The sequence below is a fragment of the Pseudovibrio sp. Ad37 genome (assembly GCF_001623075.1).
Taxonomy (GTDB): domain Bacteria; phylum Pseudomonadota; class Alphaproteobacteria; order Rhizobiales; family Stappiaceae; genus Pseudovibrio.
The window spans coordinates 74,541-94,307 of the sequence record NZ_LMCF01000004.1 but is presented as its reverse complement, the minus strand read 5'-3'; the positions used below and the strand labels follow the sequence as shown (position 1 = coordinate 94,307).

At 51.2% G+C, this 19,767-nt stretch carries 20 protein-coding genes; 12 read left to right on the top strand and 8 right to left on the bottom strand.

Annotation, left to right across the window (positions count from 1 at the left end; translation table 11 throughout):
* Positions 1-7 precede the first annotated feature (7 nt).
* The 4 genes from PsAD37_RS00745 to gloB all read right to left on the bottom strand — a co-directional run bounded on the left by PsAD37_RS00745 (position 8) and on the right by gloB (position 3,645).
* Positions 8-499, bottom strand: a complete 492-nt coding sequence (locus PsAD37_RS00745; RefSeq protein ID WP_153039657.1) for a hypothetical protein — start codon at positions 497-499, stop codon at positions 8-10.
* 192 nt (positions 500-691) lie between these two features.
* Positions 692-1,936 (bottom strand): argininosuccinate synthase, encoded by a 1,245-nt coding sequence (locus tag PsAD37_RS00740; RefSeq protein ID WP_057460762.1) that lies wholly within the window; start codon positions 1,934-1,936, stop codon positions 692-694.
* A 495-nt stretch (positions 1,937-2,431) separates the two neighbouring features.
* Positions 2,432-2,875 carry a cupin domain-containing protein gene (locus PsAD37_RS00735; protein ID WP_063294516.1) on the bottom strand — a complete coding sequence of 148 codons (444 nt, stop codon included), beginning with the start codon at positions 2,873-2,875 and terminating at the stop codon, positions 2,432-2,434.
* The gene (gloB, locus tag PsAD37_RS00730) at positions 2,875-3,645 is read right to left on the bottom strand and encodes a hydroxyacylglutathione hydrolase (protein ID WP_208980725.1); all 771 of its coding nucleotides are present in this window, start codon (positions 3,643-3,645) and stop codon (positions 2,875-2,877) included. The genes PsAD37_RS00735 and gloB overlap by 1 nt, the downstream gene beginning before the upstream one ends.
* Positions 3,646-3,831: 186 nt before the next feature.
* Between gloB and PsAD37_RS00725 the strand changes: the two genes are divergently transcribed.
* On the top strand, positions 3,832-4,632 hold the full coding sequence (locus PsAD37_RS00725; protein ID WP_057460760.1) for a class I SAM-dependent methyltransferase: 801 nt from the start codon (positions 3,832-3,834) through the stop codon (positions 4,630-4,632).
* A 7-nt stretch (positions 4,633-4,639) separates the two neighbouring features.
* On the opposite strand, the gene metW is transcribed toward PsAD37_RS00725, so the two are convergent.
* Together metW and PsAD37_RS00715 are read right to left on the bottom strand one after the other, a co-directional pair.
* Positions 4,640-5,263: a methionine biosynthesis protein MetW gene (gene metW, locus PsAD37_RS00720; protein ID WP_063286126.1), complete on the bottom strand. Its 624-nt coding sequence runs from the start codon at positions 5,261-5,263 to the stop codon at positions 4,640-4,642.
* A 43-nt stretch (positions 5,264-5,306) separates the two neighbouring features.
* Complete coding sequence (locus PsAD37_RS00715; protein ID WP_063286447.1) at positions 5,307-6,455, bottom strand: homoserine O-acetyltransferase; 1,149 nt, start codon at positions 6,453-6,455, stop codon at positions 5,307-5,309.
* A gap of 285 nt (positions 6,456-6,740) precedes the next feature.
* Between PsAD37_RS00715 and PsAD37_RS00710 the strand changes: the two genes are divergently transcribed.
* The 7 genes from PsAD37_RS00710 (at position 6,741) to PsAD37_RS00680 (ending at position 13,230) form a co-directional block, all read left to right on the top strand.
* Positions 6,741-7,589: a chorismate mutase gene (locus tag PsAD37_RS00710; RefSeq protein WP_063294514.1), complete on the top strand. Its 849-nt coding sequence runs from the start codon at positions 6,741-6,743 to the stop codon at positions 7,587-7,589.
* A gap of 32 nt (positions 7,590-7,621) precedes the next feature.
* On the top strand, positions 7,622-8,719 hold the full coding sequence (hisC, locus tag PsAD37_RS00705) for a histidinol-phosphate transaminase (protein ID WP_063286124.1): 1,098 nt from the start codon (positions 7,622-7,624) through the stop codon (positions 8,717-8,719).
* 18 nt (positions 8,720-8,737) lie between these two features.
* Positions 8,738-9,673, top strand: coding sequence for a prephenate/arogenate dehydrogenase family protein (locus tag PsAD37_RS00700; RefSeq protein WP_063294513.1), 936 nt, complete (start codon positions 8,738-8,740; stop codon positions 9,671-9,673).
* Between the two features lie 198 nt (positions 9,674-9,871).
* On the top strand, positions 9,872-10,480 hold the full coding sequence (locus tag PsAD37_RS00695) for a superoxide dismutase family protein (RefSeq protein ID WP_208980712.1): 609 nt from the start codon (positions 9,872-9,874) through the stop codon (positions 10,478-10,480).
* Positions 10,481-11,089: 609 nt separating this feature from the next.
* Positions 11,090-12,034, top strand: a complete 945-nt coding sequence (locus tag PsAD37_RS00690) for a sterol desaturase family protein (protein ID WP_063286122.1) — start codon at positions 11,090-11,092, stop codon at positions 12,032-12,034.
* A gap of 147 nt (positions 12,035-12,181) precedes the next feature.
* A complete protein-coding gene (locus PsAD37_RS00685) occupies positions 12,182-12,622 on the top strand; it encodes a hypothetical protein (protein ID WP_063294512.1) in 441 nt (146 codons plus the stop codon).
* A gap of 2 nt (positions 12,623-12,624) precedes the next feature.
* A complete protein-coding gene (locus tag PsAD37_RS00680; RefSeq protein ID WP_063294511.1) occupies positions 12,625-13,230 on the top strand; it encodes a TetR/AcrR family transcriptional regulator in 606 nt (201 codons plus the stop codon).
* Between the two features lie 50 nt (positions 13,231-13,280).
* On the opposite strand, the gene typA is transcribed toward PsAD37_RS00680, so the two are convergent.
* Entirely contained in the window at positions 13,281-15,101 is a 1,821-nt protein-coding gene (typA, locus tag PsAD37_RS00675; protein ID WP_063291199.1) for a translational GTPase TypA, read from the bottom strand.
* Positions 15,102-15,410: 309 nt separating this feature from the next.
* Positions 15,411-15,791 (bottom strand): hypothetical protein, encoded by a 381-nt coding sequence (locus PsAD37_RS00670; RefSeq protein WP_152986549.1) that lies wholly within the window; start codon positions 15,789-15,791, stop codon positions 15,411-15,413.
* Between the two features lie 291 nt (positions 15,792-16,082).
* Here PsAD37_RS00670 and PsAD37_RS00665 point away from each other — a divergent pair, with 291 nt between their 5' ends.
* From PsAD37_RS00665 to folK, 4 genes are all read left to right on the top strand, one after another.
* Positions 16,083-16,910 carry an AraC family transcriptional regulator gene (locus tag PsAD37_RS00665; RefSeq protein WP_275078110.1) on the top strand — a complete coding sequence of 276 codons (828 nt, stop codon included), beginning with the start codon at positions 16,083-16,085 and terminating at the stop codon, positions 16,908-16,910.
* 173 nt (positions 16,911-17,083) lie between these two features.
* Positions 17,084-18,319: a multidrug effflux MFS transporter gene (locus PsAD37_RS00660; protein WP_063294509.1), complete on the top strand. Its 1,236-nt coding sequence runs from the start codon at positions 17,084-17,086 to the stop codon at positions 18,317-18,319.
* A 133-nt stretch (positions 18,320-18,452) separates the two neighbouring features.
* Positions 18,453-19,274, top strand: coding sequence for a dihydropteroate synthase (gene folP / locus PsAD37_RS00655; protein ID WP_063294508.1), 822 nt, complete (start codon positions 18,453-18,455; stop codon positions 19,272-19,274).
* The gene (gene folK, locus PsAD37_RS00650; protein WP_057460749.1) at positions 19,274-19,765 is read left to right on the top strand and encodes a 2-amino-4-hydroxy-6-hydroxymethyldihydropteridine diphosphokinase; all 492 of its coding nucleotides are present in this window, start codon (positions 19,274-19,276) and stop codon (positions 19,763-19,765) included. Before folP ends, folK begins: the two co-directional genes overlap by 1 nt.
* The last annotated feature ends 2 nt before the right edge of the window (positions 19,766-19,767 follow it).

The window sequence follows — 19,767 nt, the reverse complement described above, 5'->3', positions numbered from 1 at the left end:
GAAAGAATCATCTTGATAGTCGGTGGGTTAAACCTTCCGCCCGATCTGAAAGCTGTACCAATCTGTCGGCTGCATTTTGTGCTTCAGATAATGCAGCTAGAGCTTGCTCATCAAGTTCTTTAAAAGAGTCGGCATCTTGCTCCTTGCTGATAACCTTAAGTCTCTTGTTCGCATCATAGAATGTTGCAAGCTGCGTTGTAACAGTAGATTTTTTGACTGTTATGTTAGAGATGAAATCTTGCACATCGATACGCATAGTGTCGTCCAACAAAATAAGATGCTCTCTGTTTCGCTGGAACGTTTGAAGTTCTGTTTCAATCAATGTCAAATAATCATGTTGAATAGCTTTGGCTCGATCCCGGACATTATCCATCTCGGAAATGGTCTTTCTTATATTCTGAATAATGTCGTGGGAAAATTTTTTGATTGTAGACTTCTGAGTTTTCTTTGCTTTTCGAGAGATCATTTCAGATTGAAGCCATGCACTGAAAATAGACAATAGAATTCCGATGGATATGCCCCATACAAATTCACTATGTAAAAAGTACATTACTTATAAACCTCAGCGAGAACAGTTCTAGGTTAAAATTAGATGCCGATTTCGCCGCGATTTCAAGTAGCAAAGCAACAACCCGCAGTGTTTCCACTGCGGGCTTAATAACTAATTTAAAGCTTAGGAGCTTTTACCCTTTCAGGCGTCCGTCAACTCTTTTGCTTTGGTCATCTGGTTCCTCTTTGCCAGTGTACGCAAACGCAGAGCGTTGAGGCGGATGAATCCTGCAGCGTCTTTCTGGTCGTAAGCGCCGTGGTCGTCTTCGAAGGTCACCAGCTCTTCTGAGTAGAGAGAGTAAGGGGACGCACGACCAACAACGATAACGTTGCCTTTGTAGAGCTTCAGTTTAACCGTACCGGTGACGAACTCCTGAGACTTGTCGATCATCGCCTGCAGCATCTCACGGTCTGGGGAGAACCAGAAGCCGTTGTAGATGAGCTTTGCGTAGCGTGGCATCAACTCGTCTTTGAGGTGAGCAGCGTCACGGTCCAGCGTGATGGATTCCATCGCACGGTGTGCTGACAGGAGAATTGTTCCGCCTGGTGTTTCGTAAATACCGCGAGACTTCATGCCAACGAAACGGTTTTCGACCAGATCGAGGCGGCCAATGCCGTTGTCGCGACCGTAATCGTTCAGCTTGGCAAACAGGGTTGCCGGAGACATGTGTACGCCATTGATGGAGCACGCATCGCCTTTTTCGAAGCCGATTTCGATTTCGGTGACTTCGTCCGGCGCGCTGAGCGGGTCAACGGTGCGCTGGAAGACGTACTCTGGTGCTTCTTCATTCGGATCTTCCAGAACTTTACCTTCGGAAGAGGAGTGAAGCATGTTTGCGTCAACGGAGAACGGTGCTTCGCCGCGTTTGTCCTTTGGTACCGGGATCTGATGCTGTTCTGCGAACTCGATCAGGTCAGTACGGGACTTCAGTGTCCAGTCACGCCAAGGTGCGATCACCTTGATGTCTGGGTTCAATGCGTAGCATGCCAGCTCGAAGCGTACCTGGTCGTTGCCTTTACCGGTTGCGCCGTGCGCAACTGCGTCAGCGCCGGTTTCTTCAGCGATCTCGATGAGACGCTTGGAAATGAGCGGACGGGCGATAGAGGTGCCGAGGAGATAAACGCCTTCGTAAACTGCGTTGGCCCGGAACATTGGGAACACGAAGTCCCGAATGAATTCCTCACGGAGATCATCAATGTAGATTTCTCGAATACCAAGCAGTTCAGCTTTTCGTCGTGCTGGCTCTAACTCTTCGCCCTGACCTAAGTCAGCAGTAAAAGTTACAACTTCGCAGCCGTATTCCGCCTGCAACCACTTGAGAATAATCGAGGTGTCGAGCCCGCCAGAATAGGCAAGCACAACCTTTTTGATGTCGCCTTGGGCCATAGATTAGCTTCCAAATGTGTGTTCGGGCGCATAAAGCGCCTATGCTGGGCAATCTACCGAGGAGAGCCAGCAACGCAAGTGGTGATTGAGGATTGAGTGCTGAGTTATTAATCGGGATAGTTGAGCTACTTACAGGTGTTCCTGATTATTAGGTGAGTAGAAGCTGTTACCGGGTTCAGCTATCGGGTATGTAAGGTTTTGATAACGCGAAGATAATGATTACGACGTTATGCTTTGATGCCATAAAATTTGCACGTCTTGGGTGTGAGCCGTGAGTTGCTAAACTGTATGATCTCTCAACTGTATCTGCGGAAAAACCATAGAGTTTATGCGCAGAAAAATTTTCCAGAGTCCTGCAGTTAACCAACAAGTCTCTGTATCTACGAGGATTTCCGGGCAGGTCTTATGCGTCTTTTGTCTAAAATTGCGGGCAGATTTCTTTGAGGTTTGGTCAAGATTATCGAGGCCTATATTGCGCGATTTGATGACTTTGGCTCAAGGATTCCAGTCTGATGGTGCTAGCTCGAAGCCATCGAAGAGGAATCCTGGAGCAACTGTGCAACCGACTAATGTCCACTCGCCGAGGCTTCGTGCGGACTGCCATGCATGGCGAGGTACGATGCCTTGAGGGCGTTGGCCGTTTAATACATCCATGCCGAGGATGATGTCGTTTTGGCTGCCTTCTTCGGAGCTGATGGAAAGGCAGAGTGGGGCGCCGCCGTAATAGTGCCATGTCTCAATTGCATCGATCCGGTGCCAGTGAGATCTCTGGTGCTTCTTTAGGAGATAGTAGATCGCTGTTGAATAGCCACGGCCTCTAGGGCCTTCTTCATCCCGGAAGGTTTCGGTGTAGTAGCCGCCTTCCGGATGCTCTTTCATTTGCAGTTCAGCGATGATTTCTTCAGCGGTTGCTGAGGAGGTAATCTGGTCGAGCGGCATCAGAAGTTGTCCTTGCGGCGGCGTATTTCTGTAAATATATCAACTGGTTCAGCGTTGACCATGTTGAGGTTTTTCTGGACGAGAGGATCTCGGACTCTCAAAAACGGATTGGTTGAAAGCTCGGCTGCCATGGAGGTTGGCAGGGTTGGGCGACCGACTTCACGGAGCGCTTCGATGCGTTTTGTACGTTCCTGCAATGCCTGATTATTTGGGTCGATCGTGAGAGCGAATTTGGCGTTGGCCAACGTGTACTCGTGACCGCAATAGATCCTTGTTTCGGGTGGTAATGTGTTTGCCAGGTGGCTCAGAGAGGCCCACATCATTTCGGGATCGCCTTCGAAAACACGGCCGCAACCGAGGGCGAAGAGTGTGTCGCCTGTGTGAGCAATGCCTGCCTCCTGGAACCACCAGGAGATATGATCAAGTGTATGGCCTGGTGTACCTATGGCTTTGACTGCAATTGGGCCGACGAGAATGTCATCTCCATCCTCTACAAAGCGGTTCATGCCCGTGATGTGTTGGCGGGAGCGTTCTGGCCCGGTTACCTTTGCACCTGTCTTCTCAACGAGTTCAGCCATTCCGCCGATATGGTCCCAGTGATGGTGTGTGATGAGAATGTCGGTCAGGTTCCAACCGGTTTCTTCCAGAACCTGTAAGTAGGGGGCTGCTTCTGGAACATCAATTGCGACTGTACAACCGCTGTCGGGGTGGTGAACGAGAACGCCGAAATTATCTTTCAGACAAACAAACTGCCGAACTTCAACTTCAATCATCAACCAGCTCCCAAGCATACAGTATATCTTTGTGAGATCATGAGAGGACAAGCTGTCAAATTCAACTGCAAACTCATAAAACTCTGGGTGTGGTTGATTTAAGCTTGCAAATCGTCAGGAAGAGGCGTTGCGCCCAAGGCTCTTGCACCCCATGATAAGAGAAGGCAACGCGCGGAGAACCAGTTGTATCTTGATGTTACTCACTTAAAAGAGTTCTACGACCTGCCACTTGGACGGATGCTTCGGGTGTTGGTTGGGAGCCGCGTGAAAATGCTTTGGCCAGAAATGCATGGTCAGAGTTTGCTGGGTATTGGCTATGCCGCTCCTTATCTGAGGCCTTACCTGAAAAAGACCAATCGTGTGTTTGCCGGAATGCCTGCTGCGCAAGGCGTGGTGAAGTGGCCGCGTGAAGTTGAAGTGCCAAACAAAGCCTTCCTGATGGAAGATAGTCAGCTGCCGTTTCCAGATTCCTGCATTGACCGCATCTTACTCGTGCATTCGTTGGAGATGGCAGGGCAGCCTGGGGCGTTGTTGGATGAAGTCTACCGGGTCTTGTCTCCGGGTGGGCGGGTGATTGTGATTGTTCCCAATCGACGTGGTGCGTGGGCACGGTCAGAGGTTTCACCGTTTGGGTATGGTCGTCCTTATTCAAGGCCGCAGCTCGATAACTTCCTGAGCAATCATCACCTTTCAGTTGTGTCGCGGGAAGAGGCGCTGTTTGTGCCGCCGACAAATTCGAGAATGGTTTTGAAGAATGCGCGCAGTTTTGAGCGTTTAGGGGCGGTGGCCTGGTCTGCGTTTGCGGGGTTGCTGGTCACTGAAGCTGAGAAGCAGGTGTACCGTGGTATTCCGATGAAAGCGAGCCACGTGACGCGGGTCTTGCGGCCCGTCTTTCTACCAAATGGAAAGACTGCTGGTGCGCAGGCGATGAACGGGCACAGTCGCCAGCAAGAAGGAACTTTCGCCAACGAGGGCGAAAGCTGAGTTTTGATTACTTCCGTTCCAGAAGGAAGACGGCCTGATCGCCGATCAGGTTCCAGACCCACCATGGTGCGTTGAACCCAATGCGCTGACCTCTGGCATCCAAAGCTTCTGCCTTAATTACTTTAGCATGGACTTCTTCAGAGAGAGCAACAAAGTCACGGATCGTGCAGAAGTGGATGTTTGGTGTGTCGTACCACTCGTAAGGCAGATAGTCGGTGACGGGCATTCTGCCTTTGAAGAGCAGCTGCATACGGTTGCGCCAGTGGCCGAAATTCGGGAAGGACACGACGACTTTCTTACCGATGCGCAGTAACTGCTCAAGAACCTGTTTTGGGTCCATTGTCGCCTGAAGCGTATGGCTTAGAATTGCGTAATCGAAAGCATCGTCCGGGTAGGCTGCAAGATCGTTGTCTGCATCGCCTTGCACGACGGAGAGCCCGCGGGCAACGGCTTCATTCACGCCTTTTTGCGAGGTGTCGAAGCCACGGCCATCAACGCCGCGTGTATCGATCAGCAGTTCCAGAAGTTCGCCAGTGCCGCAACCGATGTCCAGAACGCGTGAGCCCGATGCTACAAAATCGCAGAGAATTCGGTGATCGCCGCGTACATTACTCAAATCATGTTTTGTCATAATGAATCTGCTTTCTGATGAAGCTTACTGCTCAGTGTTACGGTCAATCACCATTTCCCGGTGCGGGAATACCTCTGGCTTTTGCTGCTCCTGTCAGGAAGCCACGCATTGTTTTGAACAGTTCAGGTTCATCAAGAAGGAATGCATCGTGTCCGCGTGAGCTCTCGATTTCAACAAAGGAGACGTTTGCTCCAGCTGCGTTGAGGGCTCGTACAATGTCTTTGCTTTCCGAGGTTGGGAAAAGCCAGTCCGTTGTGAACGACATGACGCAGAAACGGGTTGTGCTATGTAAGAATGCGTTGGCCAGTTTGCCGCCATGTGCTGCTGCGAGATCAAAGTAATCCATCGCGCGGGTTACATAGAGATACGAGTTTGCGTCGAAGCGATCGACGAAAGTCATGCCCTGATGGCGCAGATAGCTTTCGATCTGGAAGTCTGCATCGAAGCCAAAAGTGATGGCTGAGCGGTCTTGCAGGTTGCGGCCAAACTTGCTGTGCAGGCTTTCATCAGACATGTAGGTGATGTGTGCTGCCATGCGGGCAACAGACAGGCCCTTCATAGGGCGCTTGCCTTCTTTTGCATATTGTCCGTGGCACCAGTCTGGATCCGCCATGACAGCCTGACGGCCTACCTCATGGAAGGCAATGTTCTGGCTGGAGTGGCGTGGACCTGCAGCGATTGGGACAGCTGCAAATACCTTTTCTGGATAGGCAGATGCCCATTGCAGCACTTGCATGCCGCCCATGGAGCCGCCGACAACTGCGAAAAGAGTTTCGATACCGAGCGCTTCAACCAGTTTTGCCTGGGAGCGCACCATATCGCCGATTGTGACGACAGGCAGATCGAGCCCGTAAACCTCATTGGTTTCCGGATTGGTACATGCAGGACCAGTGGTGCCGAGGCAGCCGCCGAGCACGTTTGCACAGATGACGAAGTATTTGTCGGTGTCTACTGGCTGACCAGGACCAACCATCATGGACCACCAGCCGGGCTTGCCGGTTACGGGGTTCTCAGAGGCAACATACTGATCGCCTGTGAGGGCGTGGCACACAAGAATGGCGTTGGTCTTGTCTTCATTCAGCTCGCCATAGGTCTCATAAGCAATCTGCCAAGGGGCGAGTTCTGTACCTTCATCAAGCCGGAGAGGATTGTCTGAACCAAATCGCATGAGCTTGCTGGCAGGCATATCCATCTGTGCCGCTGCAACACTGGCTTGTGTTGAGGGTGAGATATTCGGAGTCTTCTCCGGTTTTGCGCTGGCAGTCTCAGTCATGTTTTCTTCCGCGGTGTTGTGAAGGCGAATTGGGTGTTCCTCTAAAGGATTGCAAGAGAGTTTTTGCTAGGTGCCAATTGGCAGTGTGTCAACGTTTTCTTTTGCTTTCACCGTCGTTGTTTCCTATGAATTTACATAGGTTCTGTTCAATAATTCGAGTGGGTTAGTGCAATGTCTGGGTCTTCATCAGTTTCGGATTCAAAAATGAGCTTGTCTCAAGTCCGCGATAAACTAGATGAAGTTGATGATAAACTGCATGCCTTGCTTATGGAGCGTGCTGACCTGATTGAGCATATTGTTGCGGCAAAAGCTGAACAAGGTTCTATGCATGCTGTTTTTAGGCCCTCTCGTGAAGCAGATATTATGCGACGGTTGGTTGAGAACCATCGCGGTGTTCTGCCTATTATGTCATTGGAGCATATTTGGCGTGAGATAATCTCTTCGCTCACAAATGCCCAGACAACTTATCGTGTACATCTTGATGGAAGTGCAGATCGACTCGCAATGAGTGAGCTGACACGCTTCTATTTTGGTTACGCCATTGAACAGCAACGCGAGATAGACCCCTCTGCTGTGCTTGCGGCGGTTGATTATTCACAGGTCGATCTTGGTGTGATCGGGCTTGAAGAACGTGCAGAAACGCCTTGGTGGCGTGGCATGGGCGCACGGGATGATGGCACCAATGGTCCTTCGATTATTGCAAGGCTTCCGTTTTTGGTTGTTCAGGACAGGCCTGCTGATCTGCCTGCTGTTGTGGTTGCGGCTCAAACTGCTGAAACTGAGAAGCCGGATATTTGTGTTTACGATGTGCGCTGGACGGGAGCTATACCGAGCTCATTGATGCACAAAGGTATAGAAGTGTTGAGTTTTTATCGCAGTTTTGAAGGCGTAGATGCGCTATTAGCTGTTCCGGGGAATATATCCGAGCAGGAGCTGGCGACTTTCTTTGAAGCTGCTGAGGCGACGCCGGATAAACTTAGATATGTCGGTGGATACCCCGCGCCGCTTGACCTAGATGATGAATTTGATAGTGAAGCAGACGCAGTTGGTTAAATTGCGTGTTTTTTGAATAAAGGAATGAGTTGATGGAAGAGCAGGTAGTACGCCCTGTCCCTCGTGCTGGTGTGTTGGCAATTGATCCGTATGTACCCGGTAAGGCGAAGGCAAATGGTGGCCATAAACTACATAAGCTCTCTTCCAATGAATCTCCTTTAGGTGCGAGCCCAAAAGCGCTTGAAGCTTACCGCACCATTTCCGAGCTTCAGTTTTACCCTGATGGTAGCGCTGGCGAACTTCGCACAGCAATTGGTGAAGTATACGGCCTGAACCCAGATCACGTCATTTGTGGCTGTGGCTCTGACGAAGTGCTGAGCCTGCTGGCCTATGCCTATCTGGGTGAAGGTGATGAGGCTATTTATACCACGCACGGCTTCCTTGTTTATAAGATTGCAATCCACGCAGCTGGTGCGACACCTGTTGTTGCCCCAGAAAAAGACCTGAAAACGGATGTGGATGCCATTCTGGAACGTGTGACCGAGAAAACCAAAATGGTTTTTGTGGCCAATCCGAACAACCCGACCGGCACTTATATTCCGTTCGACGAAGTTAAGCGTTTGCACGCCGGGTTGCCGAAGACCTGTATTCTGGTTCTCGATGCAGCCTATGCTGAGTATGTGCGCCGGAATGACTATCAGTCCGGTATTGAGCTTGTTGCGAACTCCGAAAATGTTGTTATGACACGGACGTTCTCCAAGGCTTATGGTCTGCCAGCGCTGCGTGTTGGCTGGGCGTATGGTCCTGAGCACATCATTGATGCGCTGGGCCGTATTCGCGGGCCGTTTAACATGAATGCTGCTGCGATTGCAGCTGGTGCTGCTGCTGTGCGTGATCAGGCGTTTATTGAGCAGGCAGTTAGCCACAATAACGAATGGTTGCCGTGGGTAGTTAACGAACTGACCAAACTAGGTCTTGACGTAACGCCAAGTGTCGGCAATTTCATTCTGATCCATTTCCCTGAGGAACAGGGGAAGCGGGCTGTCGATGCGGATGCCTTCCTGCTGGAACGCGGGTGTGTGCTGAGGCAGGTGAAAGCCTATGGATTTGACAATGCCTTGCGCATGTCAATCGGCAGTGAGGAAGCCAACAGAGATGTTGTTGCAGCTCTCTCTGAATTTCTGAAGTAGTTCTAATAGAAGGTCTCCATGTCTGAACCCTTGTTTAGCCGGGTCGCACTGATTGGTATCGGTCTGATCGGCTCATCTCTTTCGCATGTCATGCGCCGCGAAAAGCTGGCGGGTGAAATTGTTATATCCACACGCTCAGAAGTTACTCTGAAGCGTGCGGAAGAGTTGAAACTTGGGGACCGATATTATCTGGACGCAGCAGAAGCCGTAAAAGGGGCAGACCTTGTTATCGTTTGTGTACCGGTTGGTGCATGTGGAGCCGTGGCGAAAACTATTGGCCCTCATTTAGCTGAGGGGGCGATTGTGACTGACGTAGGTTCTGTGAAGGCCTCCGTTATTTCAGCGATGAAGCCGCATATGCCGGACGGTGTGCATTTTATTGCAGGCCATCCGGTTGCTGGTACTGAGTATTCCGGTCCTGATGCTGGTTTTGCCTCTCTTTTTGAGAACCGCTGGTGCATTCTTACGCCAGACAACGACAGTGATGCGGGTGCTACCGCGCGTCTGACTGCCTTTTGGGAAGCGTGTGGCTCTCATGTGGACACCATGGATGCTGAGCACCACGATCTTGTGTTGGCTGTTGTGTCTCACCTTCCGCATATCATTGCCTACAACATTGTTGGTACGGCTGATGATCTGGAAACGGTGACCAAGTCAGAAGTGATCAAATACTCGGCTTCCGGTTTCCGTGACTTCACACGTCTGGCGTCTTCTGACCCGACCATGTGGCGCGACGTGTGCCTGAACAACAAAGAAGCCATTCTTGAAATGCTGTCTCGCTTTTCTGAGGATCTGTCTGCCTTGCAGCGTGCGATCCGGTGGAGTGATGGCGATGCCTTGTTCAAGCTGTTTGCACGGACCAAAGATATTCGCCATCAGCTTGTTGAAGCAGGTCAGGAATCTGCGGCGCCGAACTTTGGTCGTGAGAACGAAAAAGGTGAGCCAGCTGAATAAGATCTTGCTGGTTTTGAAATAGTTTAGCCCGGGTCAGATTGGTTCTGATCCGGGTTTTCTTTTGAAGGTGTAACCAAGACTGGTCAACTTATCAGTTGGGTAAGCGGTGTTGGTTTACCGAGGTTTCAAGAGTGATTTTGATGTGGCCTCAACGCTGAATACTCTGCGCGTGGATAGAGCGCTTTCAGGAGTTTTTGGATGATGAAGCTGAGTGGATTGGCAGCAGTTGTTGCAGCCGGGTTTGCTGTTGCGAGTTTTGCTGCGATGGCTTCTAAAGAAGATCAGGTGCCTGCTGGGCCGACTGCCGTTGCCATTATGAAAGACGTTGATGGCAAGCAGGTTGGCCGTGTGGTGTTGACTGAGACTTTGAGCCAGACGCTCCATATTACTGCGGCCTTTGATGGTTTGCCTGCTGGTGTGCATGGGTTCCATGTTCATGAAACGGGCCTATGTGAGCCAACCTTTTCGGCTGCTGGTGGTCATTTCGCACCTGAAGGGCATGAGCACGGGATTGAAGTTCCTGATGGTCCGCATGCGGGCGATCTTCCAAATCTTCATGTTCCCGAGAATGGAAAGATTGTCGTCGAGTATTTCTCCGAAATCTTAGACCTGGCTCCCGATGACAAGGACAGCCTCATTGGTGGTCCGGGCAGGGCGCTGATTGTTCATGCTGATCCGGACGACTATCACAGCCAGCCAACTGGTGATGCGGGAGGGCGGATTGCTTGTGGCGTGATTGTGCCGATCAAGCAAAATGCAGATAGTTTCCAGAGCTACCCTGAAGAAACACCTAGTGACGGCAAATAGTTTTAGCACCGCATGGCTTTACCAGCAGTGTTGAAGCATGGGTTCCCGAAAGTTCGGGAGTGAGCAAGGCGAGCAGGCAGTGCCTGCGCATTGTGAGTAAATTAGTTTCTTCGGCATTGGCTGCTCGCCTTGCCCGGGCGTTTTTGTATGAAACAAGATCTCCTCCGAAAGGCATTGGGAGCAGGCACCATCAGCAACAAGCACACCGGCCAGAGGCAGATGCGATTGTCGGTGATAGCTAAACGCCTGCCAGTGTAGACGCCCATCGGGTGACCAGCTTCCGCTTGGTCCCTGCACTAAAGACTTTCAAGGGGTGTTTCAACGAACCCGCCGGGTGATGCGTTACTTCACCCGGTAGCTCCGCCCAGCCCACGCCGCACTGATGGACGGTCCACCAGCTGCCCGAATACGTGAGCACAACACTGAGAATATGCGGGGTTGAGGGCAGGGGGATAAGTATTTGAAGTTCTCTGCTCCCTCTAGCTTTGTTTCTTGGGGGTGCCCTCCCGGTTTGATGACATATACAGGAGTGTGTTACCGTAAGGGTAACTTACCCGTGGGTGTGGGGTGCACTTCGGGTTTTGGGTTCGGTTTGGGAGGGCCATCTCAATGGAGTTTTTTGACCCTATATCGTATGCGGTGCCGTTTTTTATCATTCTCATGATTGTAGAAGGTGTGGCTTTAAAGCTGCGTGGGATTGATGGGTATGAAGTCAAAGATACGTTTTTCAGTCTGGCAATGGGGATTGGGAGTCTCATCGCTGGGATCGCGCTAGGCACATCCATGTCTTATGCGGCGCACAGCTGGATTTATGGCTATCGTCTTATCGAGACTATTCCTATCAACTGGTGGACCATCCTGATCTGCTTTGTGCTCTATGACTTGGCCTATTACTGGAAACACCGCTTTGGGCACGAGTATCGGTGGTTCTGGGCGAGCCACGTCAATCACCATTCTTCTCAGCGGTATAATCTTTCAACGGCACTGCGTCAGACGTGGACGGGTACAATCACGTTGACGTTCATCTTTGGCTTGCCCATAGCGCTTCTCGGCTTTCAACCGGAGATGATCTTCTTCGTTGCAGCCTGGAATTTGCTCTACCAGTTTTGGATTCATACTGAGCTGGTTGATCGTATGGGGCCGTTTGAGTGGATCTTTAACACGCCGAGCCATCACCGCGTTCATCATGCGACGAACCCACGATATCTGGATTCCAACTATGCGGGGACGCTGATTATCTGGGATCGGATGTTCGGGACATTCAGTCCGGAAGTTGCAGAGGACCCGCCGCGCTACGGTATTGGCAAGAACCTTGAGACCAACAACCTGCTGATTGTGGCGTTTCATGAATGGATTGCCATGGTCAAGGATTTGAAGACCGCAAGATCCCTGAGAGATGTCCTCGGCTATATGTTTCGTACGCCGGGATGGACGCCTGATAACTCACGAATGACCACAACGAAGGCCAAAGCGAATTGGAAACGGAAGCAGGCTGTGAAGACAGCCGAACTTGGGACCGTGGAGGAGCAGAAGGTGCAAGAGCCTGCTGAGTAACCGTAACTCTATGTAATCGGTACAAAACCCCGGTGCACATGTGCGTCGGGGTTTTTCTTGTTCACGCGGAGTTGAGGTGAGTGCTGTTGACCTGAGGTCGAAACCAACCATAAATAACAGTATCGTTACTTATGGTTGGAGGGAGCCATGATTACGGAATTTGGAAATCTATCGGGCACTGGTTCAACAGGTCTTTTGCGCGCGGCTCTTTTGGGCAATGCGATATTCTCTGCCATATGCGGTGTTGTCATGGTGTGTATGCCTCACCGTGTCTCTGCGGCGTTAAACTGGCAGGGCCCCAATCTCTGGCTCCTTGTTGGGCTGGGTTTGCTTGTGTTTGCAGGCGCATTGTTGTGGCAAGGAAAACAGGGCAGGCCTTCGGTAGCATGGTGTACATTGTTCAGTCTTGGTGATTACGGGTGGGTCATCGGAACTGTTTTGCTGGGTATGTTTGCGCCAACTGTGATGAGTGGTGATGGTTGGATGATTGCATGGGGTGTCTCAGCAGTTGTTGCGTTGTTTGGCAGCCTTCAGCTTTTAGGGATTGCCCGAATGATGCGAAAAACCCTGGATGCCATTGAGGAATGAGTATGAAACAGACCAATCCAGTGCGTACGTCCAAGCGGGGTAATAGCCGCTCAGATATCCTGAAGGCTGCTTTGCTGGAGTTTATCGACCGTGGTGTCGATGGCGTGCGGATGGAGCATGTAGCAGATCGGGCAGGCTATAATAAAGCACTAGTTTATAAGCATTTTAGGTCCAAAGAGCTGCTGTTTGAAGCTGTATTAACCGCGCAGTTTCAAGAACGGGAGCAGACGCGTTCCAGTATCTCTGGTGATCTTTCTGAGATGTTGATGGGGTGGTCTCAAGCCAACAAAGGTGATGCCGATTTCTTCAAGTTGCTCATGAGGGAGGCGTTGGATTTTGAAGGTGATCGCCCTGTGCATGCCGACCAGAGGAAAGCTTATTATATGCAACAGATTGCTGTGTTGGCTGACTTGCAAAAAGAGGGGCGGTTATCGTCAACATTGGAACCACACTACCTGTTTCTGGCGTTGCTTGGGATGCTTTCAATTCCGCAGCTTTTGCCGCAAGTGGCAGAGTTGGTTGTCGGTGACGCACCGGGGGGGGAAGAGTTTGAACAGGGACTGGCGGTGTTTTTTAAGGCCTTTGGAGAGGTCCTATCGCCCAAATAAAAAGGGAGAGCCGAAGCCCTCCCTCAAATAACTCATCAATTTAAGCAGACTTAAGACGCTTTGTTTGATGCGCGTTCGGCGCGCTTACGGTCATGCGGGCACAGCAGTGCTTTACGCAGACGGATGGATTCTGGGGTTACTTCCACCAGTTCATCTTCAGCGATGTAAGACAGTGCGCCTTCGAGGCTCAGCTTGATTGGGGTGGTCAGCTTAACAGCATCGTCCTTACCGGAAGAACGGATGTTGGTGAGCTGCTTGCCCTTCAGAACGTTCACTTCAAGGTCGTTACCGCGTGTGTGTTCACCAATGATCATGCCCTGGTACACTTTTGTGCCCGGATCAATCATCATTGGGCCACGGTCTTCCAGGTTGAACAATGCGTAAGGAACAGCATCGCCCTGACCGTTGGACAGCAGAACGCCGGTGTTACGACCCATAATTGCGCCTTTGTAAGGTGCATATTCATGGAACACACGGTTGAAGATCGCGGAACCGCGGGTGTCTGACATCAGCTCAGCCTGGTAACCGATAAGGCCACGGGTTGGAGCGTGGAATACCAAACGGGAGCGACCGCCACCGGATGGGCGCATTTCAAGAAGCTCACCTTTGCGTTCGGTGATCTTTTTAACAACAGCACCCTGGAACTCATCATCAACGTCGATGATAACTTCTTCGATTGGCTCAAGACGCTTACCAGCTTCGTCTTCCTGATAAACAACGCGAGGACGACCTACGCAAAGTTCGAAGCCTTCACGGCGCATGTTTTCGATCAGGATTGCGAGAAGCAATTCACCACGACCGGAAACGATGAAGGAATCTGCTTCTGCAGTTTCTTCGATCTTAAGCGCAACGTTACCTTCAGCTTCCTTCATCAGACGCTCGCGGATAACGCGGGACTGAACTTTGGAGCCTTCCTGACCTGCCAGAGGACCGTCGTTGACGCGGAACATCATGGACAGGGTTGGCGGATCGATTGGCTGTGCCTGAATTGGCTCGCTTACCTGAGGAGCAACGATTGTGTCTGCCACGGTTGCTTTGGTCAGACCAGCGATGGAGACGATGTCGCCTGCTTCACCTTCTTCAATTGCCTGACGCTCAAGACCACGGAACGCGAGAACCTTGGAGATACGGCCAGTTTCGATCACACTGCCATCACGTGACAGCGCCTTGATCGCCATGTTCGGGGTCGCAACGCCAGATGCGATGCGGCCTGTCAGAATGCGACCAAGGAACGGATCAGATTCGATTGTTGTTGCGAGGAGGCGGAATTCGCCTTCTTCAGCCTGTGGCTCTGCAACTTTGTCGAGGATCATGTCGAAGAGTGGCGCCATGGAATCCTGAGGGCCAGCTGGCTCGAGAGCCATCCATTCCTGCTTAGCGGAACCATATACGACCGGGAAGTCGAGCTGTTCTTCGTTTGCATCCAAAGATGCGAACAGGTCGAACACTTCGTCCAGTACTTCGTCAGCGCGCTGCTCTGGTTTGTCGATTTTGTTGATCGCAACGATTGGCTTCAGGCCAAGCTTCAGCGCTTTACCAAGTACGAACTTGGTCTGCGGCATTGGGCCTTCAGCTGCGTCTACGAGCAATACAACGCCATCTACCATATGCAGAATGCGCTCTACTTCACCGCCGAAGTCAGCGTGACCTGGTGTGTCAACGATGTTGATGCGTGTGTTGTTCCAGACCAAAGAGGTGTTCTTGGCAAGGATGGTGATGCCGCGTTCACGCTCGATGTCATTGGAGTCCATCATGCGTTCTTCGGTGCGCTGGTTTTCGCGGAAGACGCCGGACTGCTTCAACAAGACGTCAATAAGGGTCGTCTTGCCGTGGTCAACGTGGGCGATGATCGCAATATTGCGAAGTTTCATGGTGGCTCCGTCTGGCCATAGGAAGTCGCGGCGTGTGGGAGGATCATGAGGTGCCCGATCCACGCCATTCCTTCAATCTGGTTTTTCTCTAATGAAAGATGCGCTCTTCTATCCTATTTTTGTGTCAATTCAAACCATCTCGCTAAAAAACTGCTAAGTATTTAGTCGAGCTCACTTTTTTACTGGTGAGCCTGGTTTTTTGAATAGACTTTGCCGGAAAAAGAACGCAATTCAGCATCTGTTTAGCTGATAAGTCATCGTTCGGATATTAGAATATGAGGCTTTCGGTGCAAAAGTGTGCCAGATCACTTACTCTTCATTTATGAAGTTGTAATCATCGACAGATAGCAAACCGGATTTTCTTACCAGTCTGGAGCGTACGTCGACTTCTGCAAGGTCGTAGGCGTGCATCCATTGGCACTCATCGGGGCAGCGACCGACGATATCGTAGTTTTTTCCGGCAGGGATGTAGAACTCTTCGAAGGGCTCCAGATTGATAAACTGGCCGTTGATGCCTATAGACATACCCGAGGTGAGAGCGACAAAGATTTCTTCTGCCTCAGCAAATAAATTTCTCCAGATGCGGCCTGGCGTGTCGATTTGGTGGTGAAATGCGTAGCCACGTTCGCGAAAGCTTGCTTGCAGCTCCTGTTTCTGTTGTTCAAGGTGAGACAGTTCAGCTAAAAGCAAGCAATGCTCCTTTAATTTAGACCTTAGGCTAACTAATAAATTATGGGTAAACACCATCCGAAGACAGTCGCTTGACTACAAAAAGGAATATGGCAATCTAATACCATTCAATATCGCAATATTGGGTATTGCAATCCCCAATATTTACACCAACTTATTCGTGGTGGGTGATTAAAAGACAATAGAATACCCCCTGTGCGCGTAATCCCAAAAGTTGTTGGAAAACCAATGCAATTTGCAACCCAACAGTGGTTAGAAGAATGGTTTGCCCCACTCGCTCAAAGCGAGGGTGTGAGTGCAACCAGACATGAATGTGTCGAAGTGATTCGCATGACAACGGCGACAAAGCCTCGCGCTGTTATGTATTCACCAAGCATTCGTATCGTTTTTCAGGGTCTGGTCAGAGGCCATTTGGGTAGTCAGAGTTTCCTCTATTCCCAGCAAAGCTATGCCGCGCTCGTCTCTCCGATCCCGCTTGAGATTGAGATTGTAGAAGCGTCTCCTGAGAAGCCTCTCTATGCGGTCAATTTGGCGATCGATATCAATGTCTTGGCAGAGCTGATGCTGCTTATCGAGCAAGAGCCTCTCGAGTTTGAGTATGGCGAAACGCTCGGTCGACCAGCGCATCTGTCTGAAGAGGCATTGTTTTCTGTTTGTCGCCTGATGCAGACGCTAAATAGCGAAGAACAAACTAAAATTCTCGCTGATGGGTACTATCGCGAGTTCCTGTACCACGTGCTCAAGTCCGAGTACGGTGCGAGCCTGAGGGTGCTGTTCCAGAATAGTGAGAAGTCTCAAGGGATTGCGCGAGTTCTTCAAGTGTTGCACGAGGATTTCTCAACAAATCTCAGCGTAGACCAAATGGCGAAGATGGCATGTATGAGCATTTCTGCTTTCCATGCTGGCTTTAAAGGTGCCACCGGTCTTTCTCCGCTGCAGTACGTTAAATCGATCCGCTTGCATAAGGCGCGGTCTATGATGCTGAGCCAGAACATGAGCGCCAGTCAGGCTGCTTATCGGGTTGGTTATGCAAGTCCGTCGCAGTTCAGCCGTGAATTCAAGCGGTTCTTTGGCAGCTCTCCAACTCAGGAAGCAGCGAAGTTTCGTGTTTTAGCGTAACGCATAATGTGCTCGCTTATAGGTTTTTGACACGCGCACTCTGTAAGGAGGGCGCGTGTTTTTCGTTGTGCGCTCTACGCAATTTTCCTAGAGTTGCCGCGCATCTGATGATTATCAAGAAAACTGGTGAAGCGCATACGGGATAGCTCAGTGCCTTGCCTTGGGGTTCGGGAATGAATAAGGCAACGGGCACACACACAGAGCTTAAGCTCTCGGCTGGTCGTACGGCTGTCATTGGCGCGTTGCTGGTGACGATTGGCCCGCTTTCCATGGCGCTTTATACGCCTGCTTTGCCGACTTTGGCGGAGGTGTTTGGGACGACGGCTGCTGTCGCTAAGTTGACACTGACCGTTTATTTTGCAGGCTTCACGCTGGCGCAGCTGTTGTGTGGGCCTCTTTCTGATGCGTTTGGGCGCCGTCCTGTCATTCTCGGGTTCTTCAGCTTGTATTTGCTCGGCAGCCTTTTGGCGTGGCTGGCGCCGAACATTGAAATGCTGCTGCTTGGCCGGCTGATACAAGGGATTGGTGCGTCCAGCGGAATTGCGGTGGCGCGCGCGATTGTGCGAGATCAGTTTTCTGGTGAGGCTGGTGCACGGATTATGAACTTGCTGGCCGTGATGCTGGGGATCGGGCCTGCTATCTCTCCGACAATTGGTGCTTTAACGCTCAGCGCGTTTGGCTGGCAGGCGATCTTTATTCTGATGGTGATCTATGCCGGGTTCATCCTGCTGTTAACGCTCACCGTTTTGCCGGAAACCAATTCTCACCGAGATGTGAAGCTTATTCGGCCCAGGCAGATGGCGTCTTCTTATTGGACGCTGATGAGGTCTTTTGAGTTTATGCAGCCCTCGTTGATCCTCGGGTTTACCATTGGCGTGATCTATACGCTCTCGACGATCTTGCCGTTTGTTTTGATTGAGCGGCTTGGGTTGACGCCTTTGCAATTCGGCATGGGGATGGTGCTTCAGTCAGGTTCGTTCTTTGCTGGTGGCGTGGCCACTCGGCTGCTTCTACGACGGTTCAGCACAGAAGCGCTTCTTGGGCCGGCGCTGGTTTTGTGCGGCTTGGGTGGATTGGCGTTGTTTACAGTCACGCAGCTTGAATATCTGAGCTTTTTGAGCATCATGATCCCGATTGGTGTGTTTGCTTTTGGCGCTTCAATGGCTCTGCCAGCTCTCTCTATGCGCGGAATGGAGCCGTTTCCCAAGATTGCAGGGGCTGCTTCTGCTTTGATGGGCTTCATGCAAATGGCGGGTGGTTTTCTGGGAAGTTTGGTTACCGCGATTGTTGTGCCTGACCCTGTGACCGCTCTGGGCGTTGTGATGCCAGGCATGGCCTTTCTCGCGCTGTTCCTGTTTGTGTTGCCGGTAAAAAAACGAGACGTGGAAGAACAGTCTGTCAGTCCTTAAAAGCGCGCTGATTTGATCACCATGCAGTAAATATCGGCCATATCTTGTAGCAGGTAGAAAAGGTCTTTTGATTTTTGCTGGAAACAAAGGCGATGGGAGGCTATGAGGGGCCAGAAATTGGGAGGGAACCCTTATGGCAGAGTTTGATCATGGATTGCTGGAAAGCTCTCAGCGTCCGCTCGTCATGGGCATATTGAATGTAACTCCAGACAGCTTTTCTGATGGCGGCCAGTTTGATGCGCCAGCAGTGGCGTTGGCGCACGCGACTGAAATGATCGCTGAAGGTGCTGACATCATTGATGTTGGTGGTGAGAGCACGCGGCCCGGAGCGACGGTTGTTCAGGAGCAGGATGAGCTGGAGCGTGTTTTGCCGGTTCTTGAGCTGATCAAAGAACTGCCGGTGCTGATTTCCATTGATACCTATAAGGCGAGAGTTGCTGCTGAGGCTTGTAGGGCCGGTGCGCATATCGTGAATGACGTTTGGGGTCTGCAGAAAGACCCTGAGATGGCCAGTGCTGTGGCAGATGCTGGTGTGCCGGTGATTATGATGCATAACCGCACAGAGGTGGATGAGCCGCTGGATATCATGAGTGATATCGACCGCTTTTTTGAGAGATCCCTCAAGCTGGCCTCTGATGCGGGCATACCGGAAGAACATCAGATTCTTGATCCCGGTTTTGGGTTTGGCAAAACTCTTCAGCAGAACTATCAGATCCTGAGCCGGCTCTCAGAACTTCGGAAATTCGGTCGTCCTGTCCTAGCGGGAGCTTCTCGCAAGCGGATGGTTGGATATGTGTTGAATAATGAAGCGCCAGAGCGTATGGCTGGGTCGCTTGCAGTACATACGCTGGCTCTGCAAAACGGAGCACAGATCCTGCGAGTTCATGATGTGAAACCGCACGTGGATGCAGTACGGATCTTCCAGGCGATGAAGGAACTAGGCAGCAGCCAATAATGACACAAGAAAAAATTGTTGCAGCTCTAGGTTTGGGCTCAAATCTTGGCGATACAAAAGCGAATATCGACGGTGCAGTGGCCGCATTGAATGCCGTCGACGGAATCTCAGTTTTGCAAAAATCATCTGATTACCGGACCCCGCCTTGGGGGCCTGTACCGCAGGATGACTACCGCAATTGTTGCATTACCGTGGAGACGGTTCTTTCTCCGCGTGCGCTGTTGAATGCCGGTCTTGATGTTGAGAAGCAGTTGGGCCGTGTGCGTGATGTGCGCTGGGGGCCACGGACGATTGATATTGATCTTCTGATCTATGATCATGCAAGCGTTGAGGAAGAGGGACTTCAAGTGCCTCATCCGCGCATGGGTGAGCGTGCCTTTGTGCTTATTCCGCTTGCCGAGATCTGGCCGGAGGCACCGCTGCTGGACGGGCGAACCGCCGCAGAAGCGCTGGAAACCTGCGGAGAGAAAGAAGGCATCTACAAGCTGTAGAT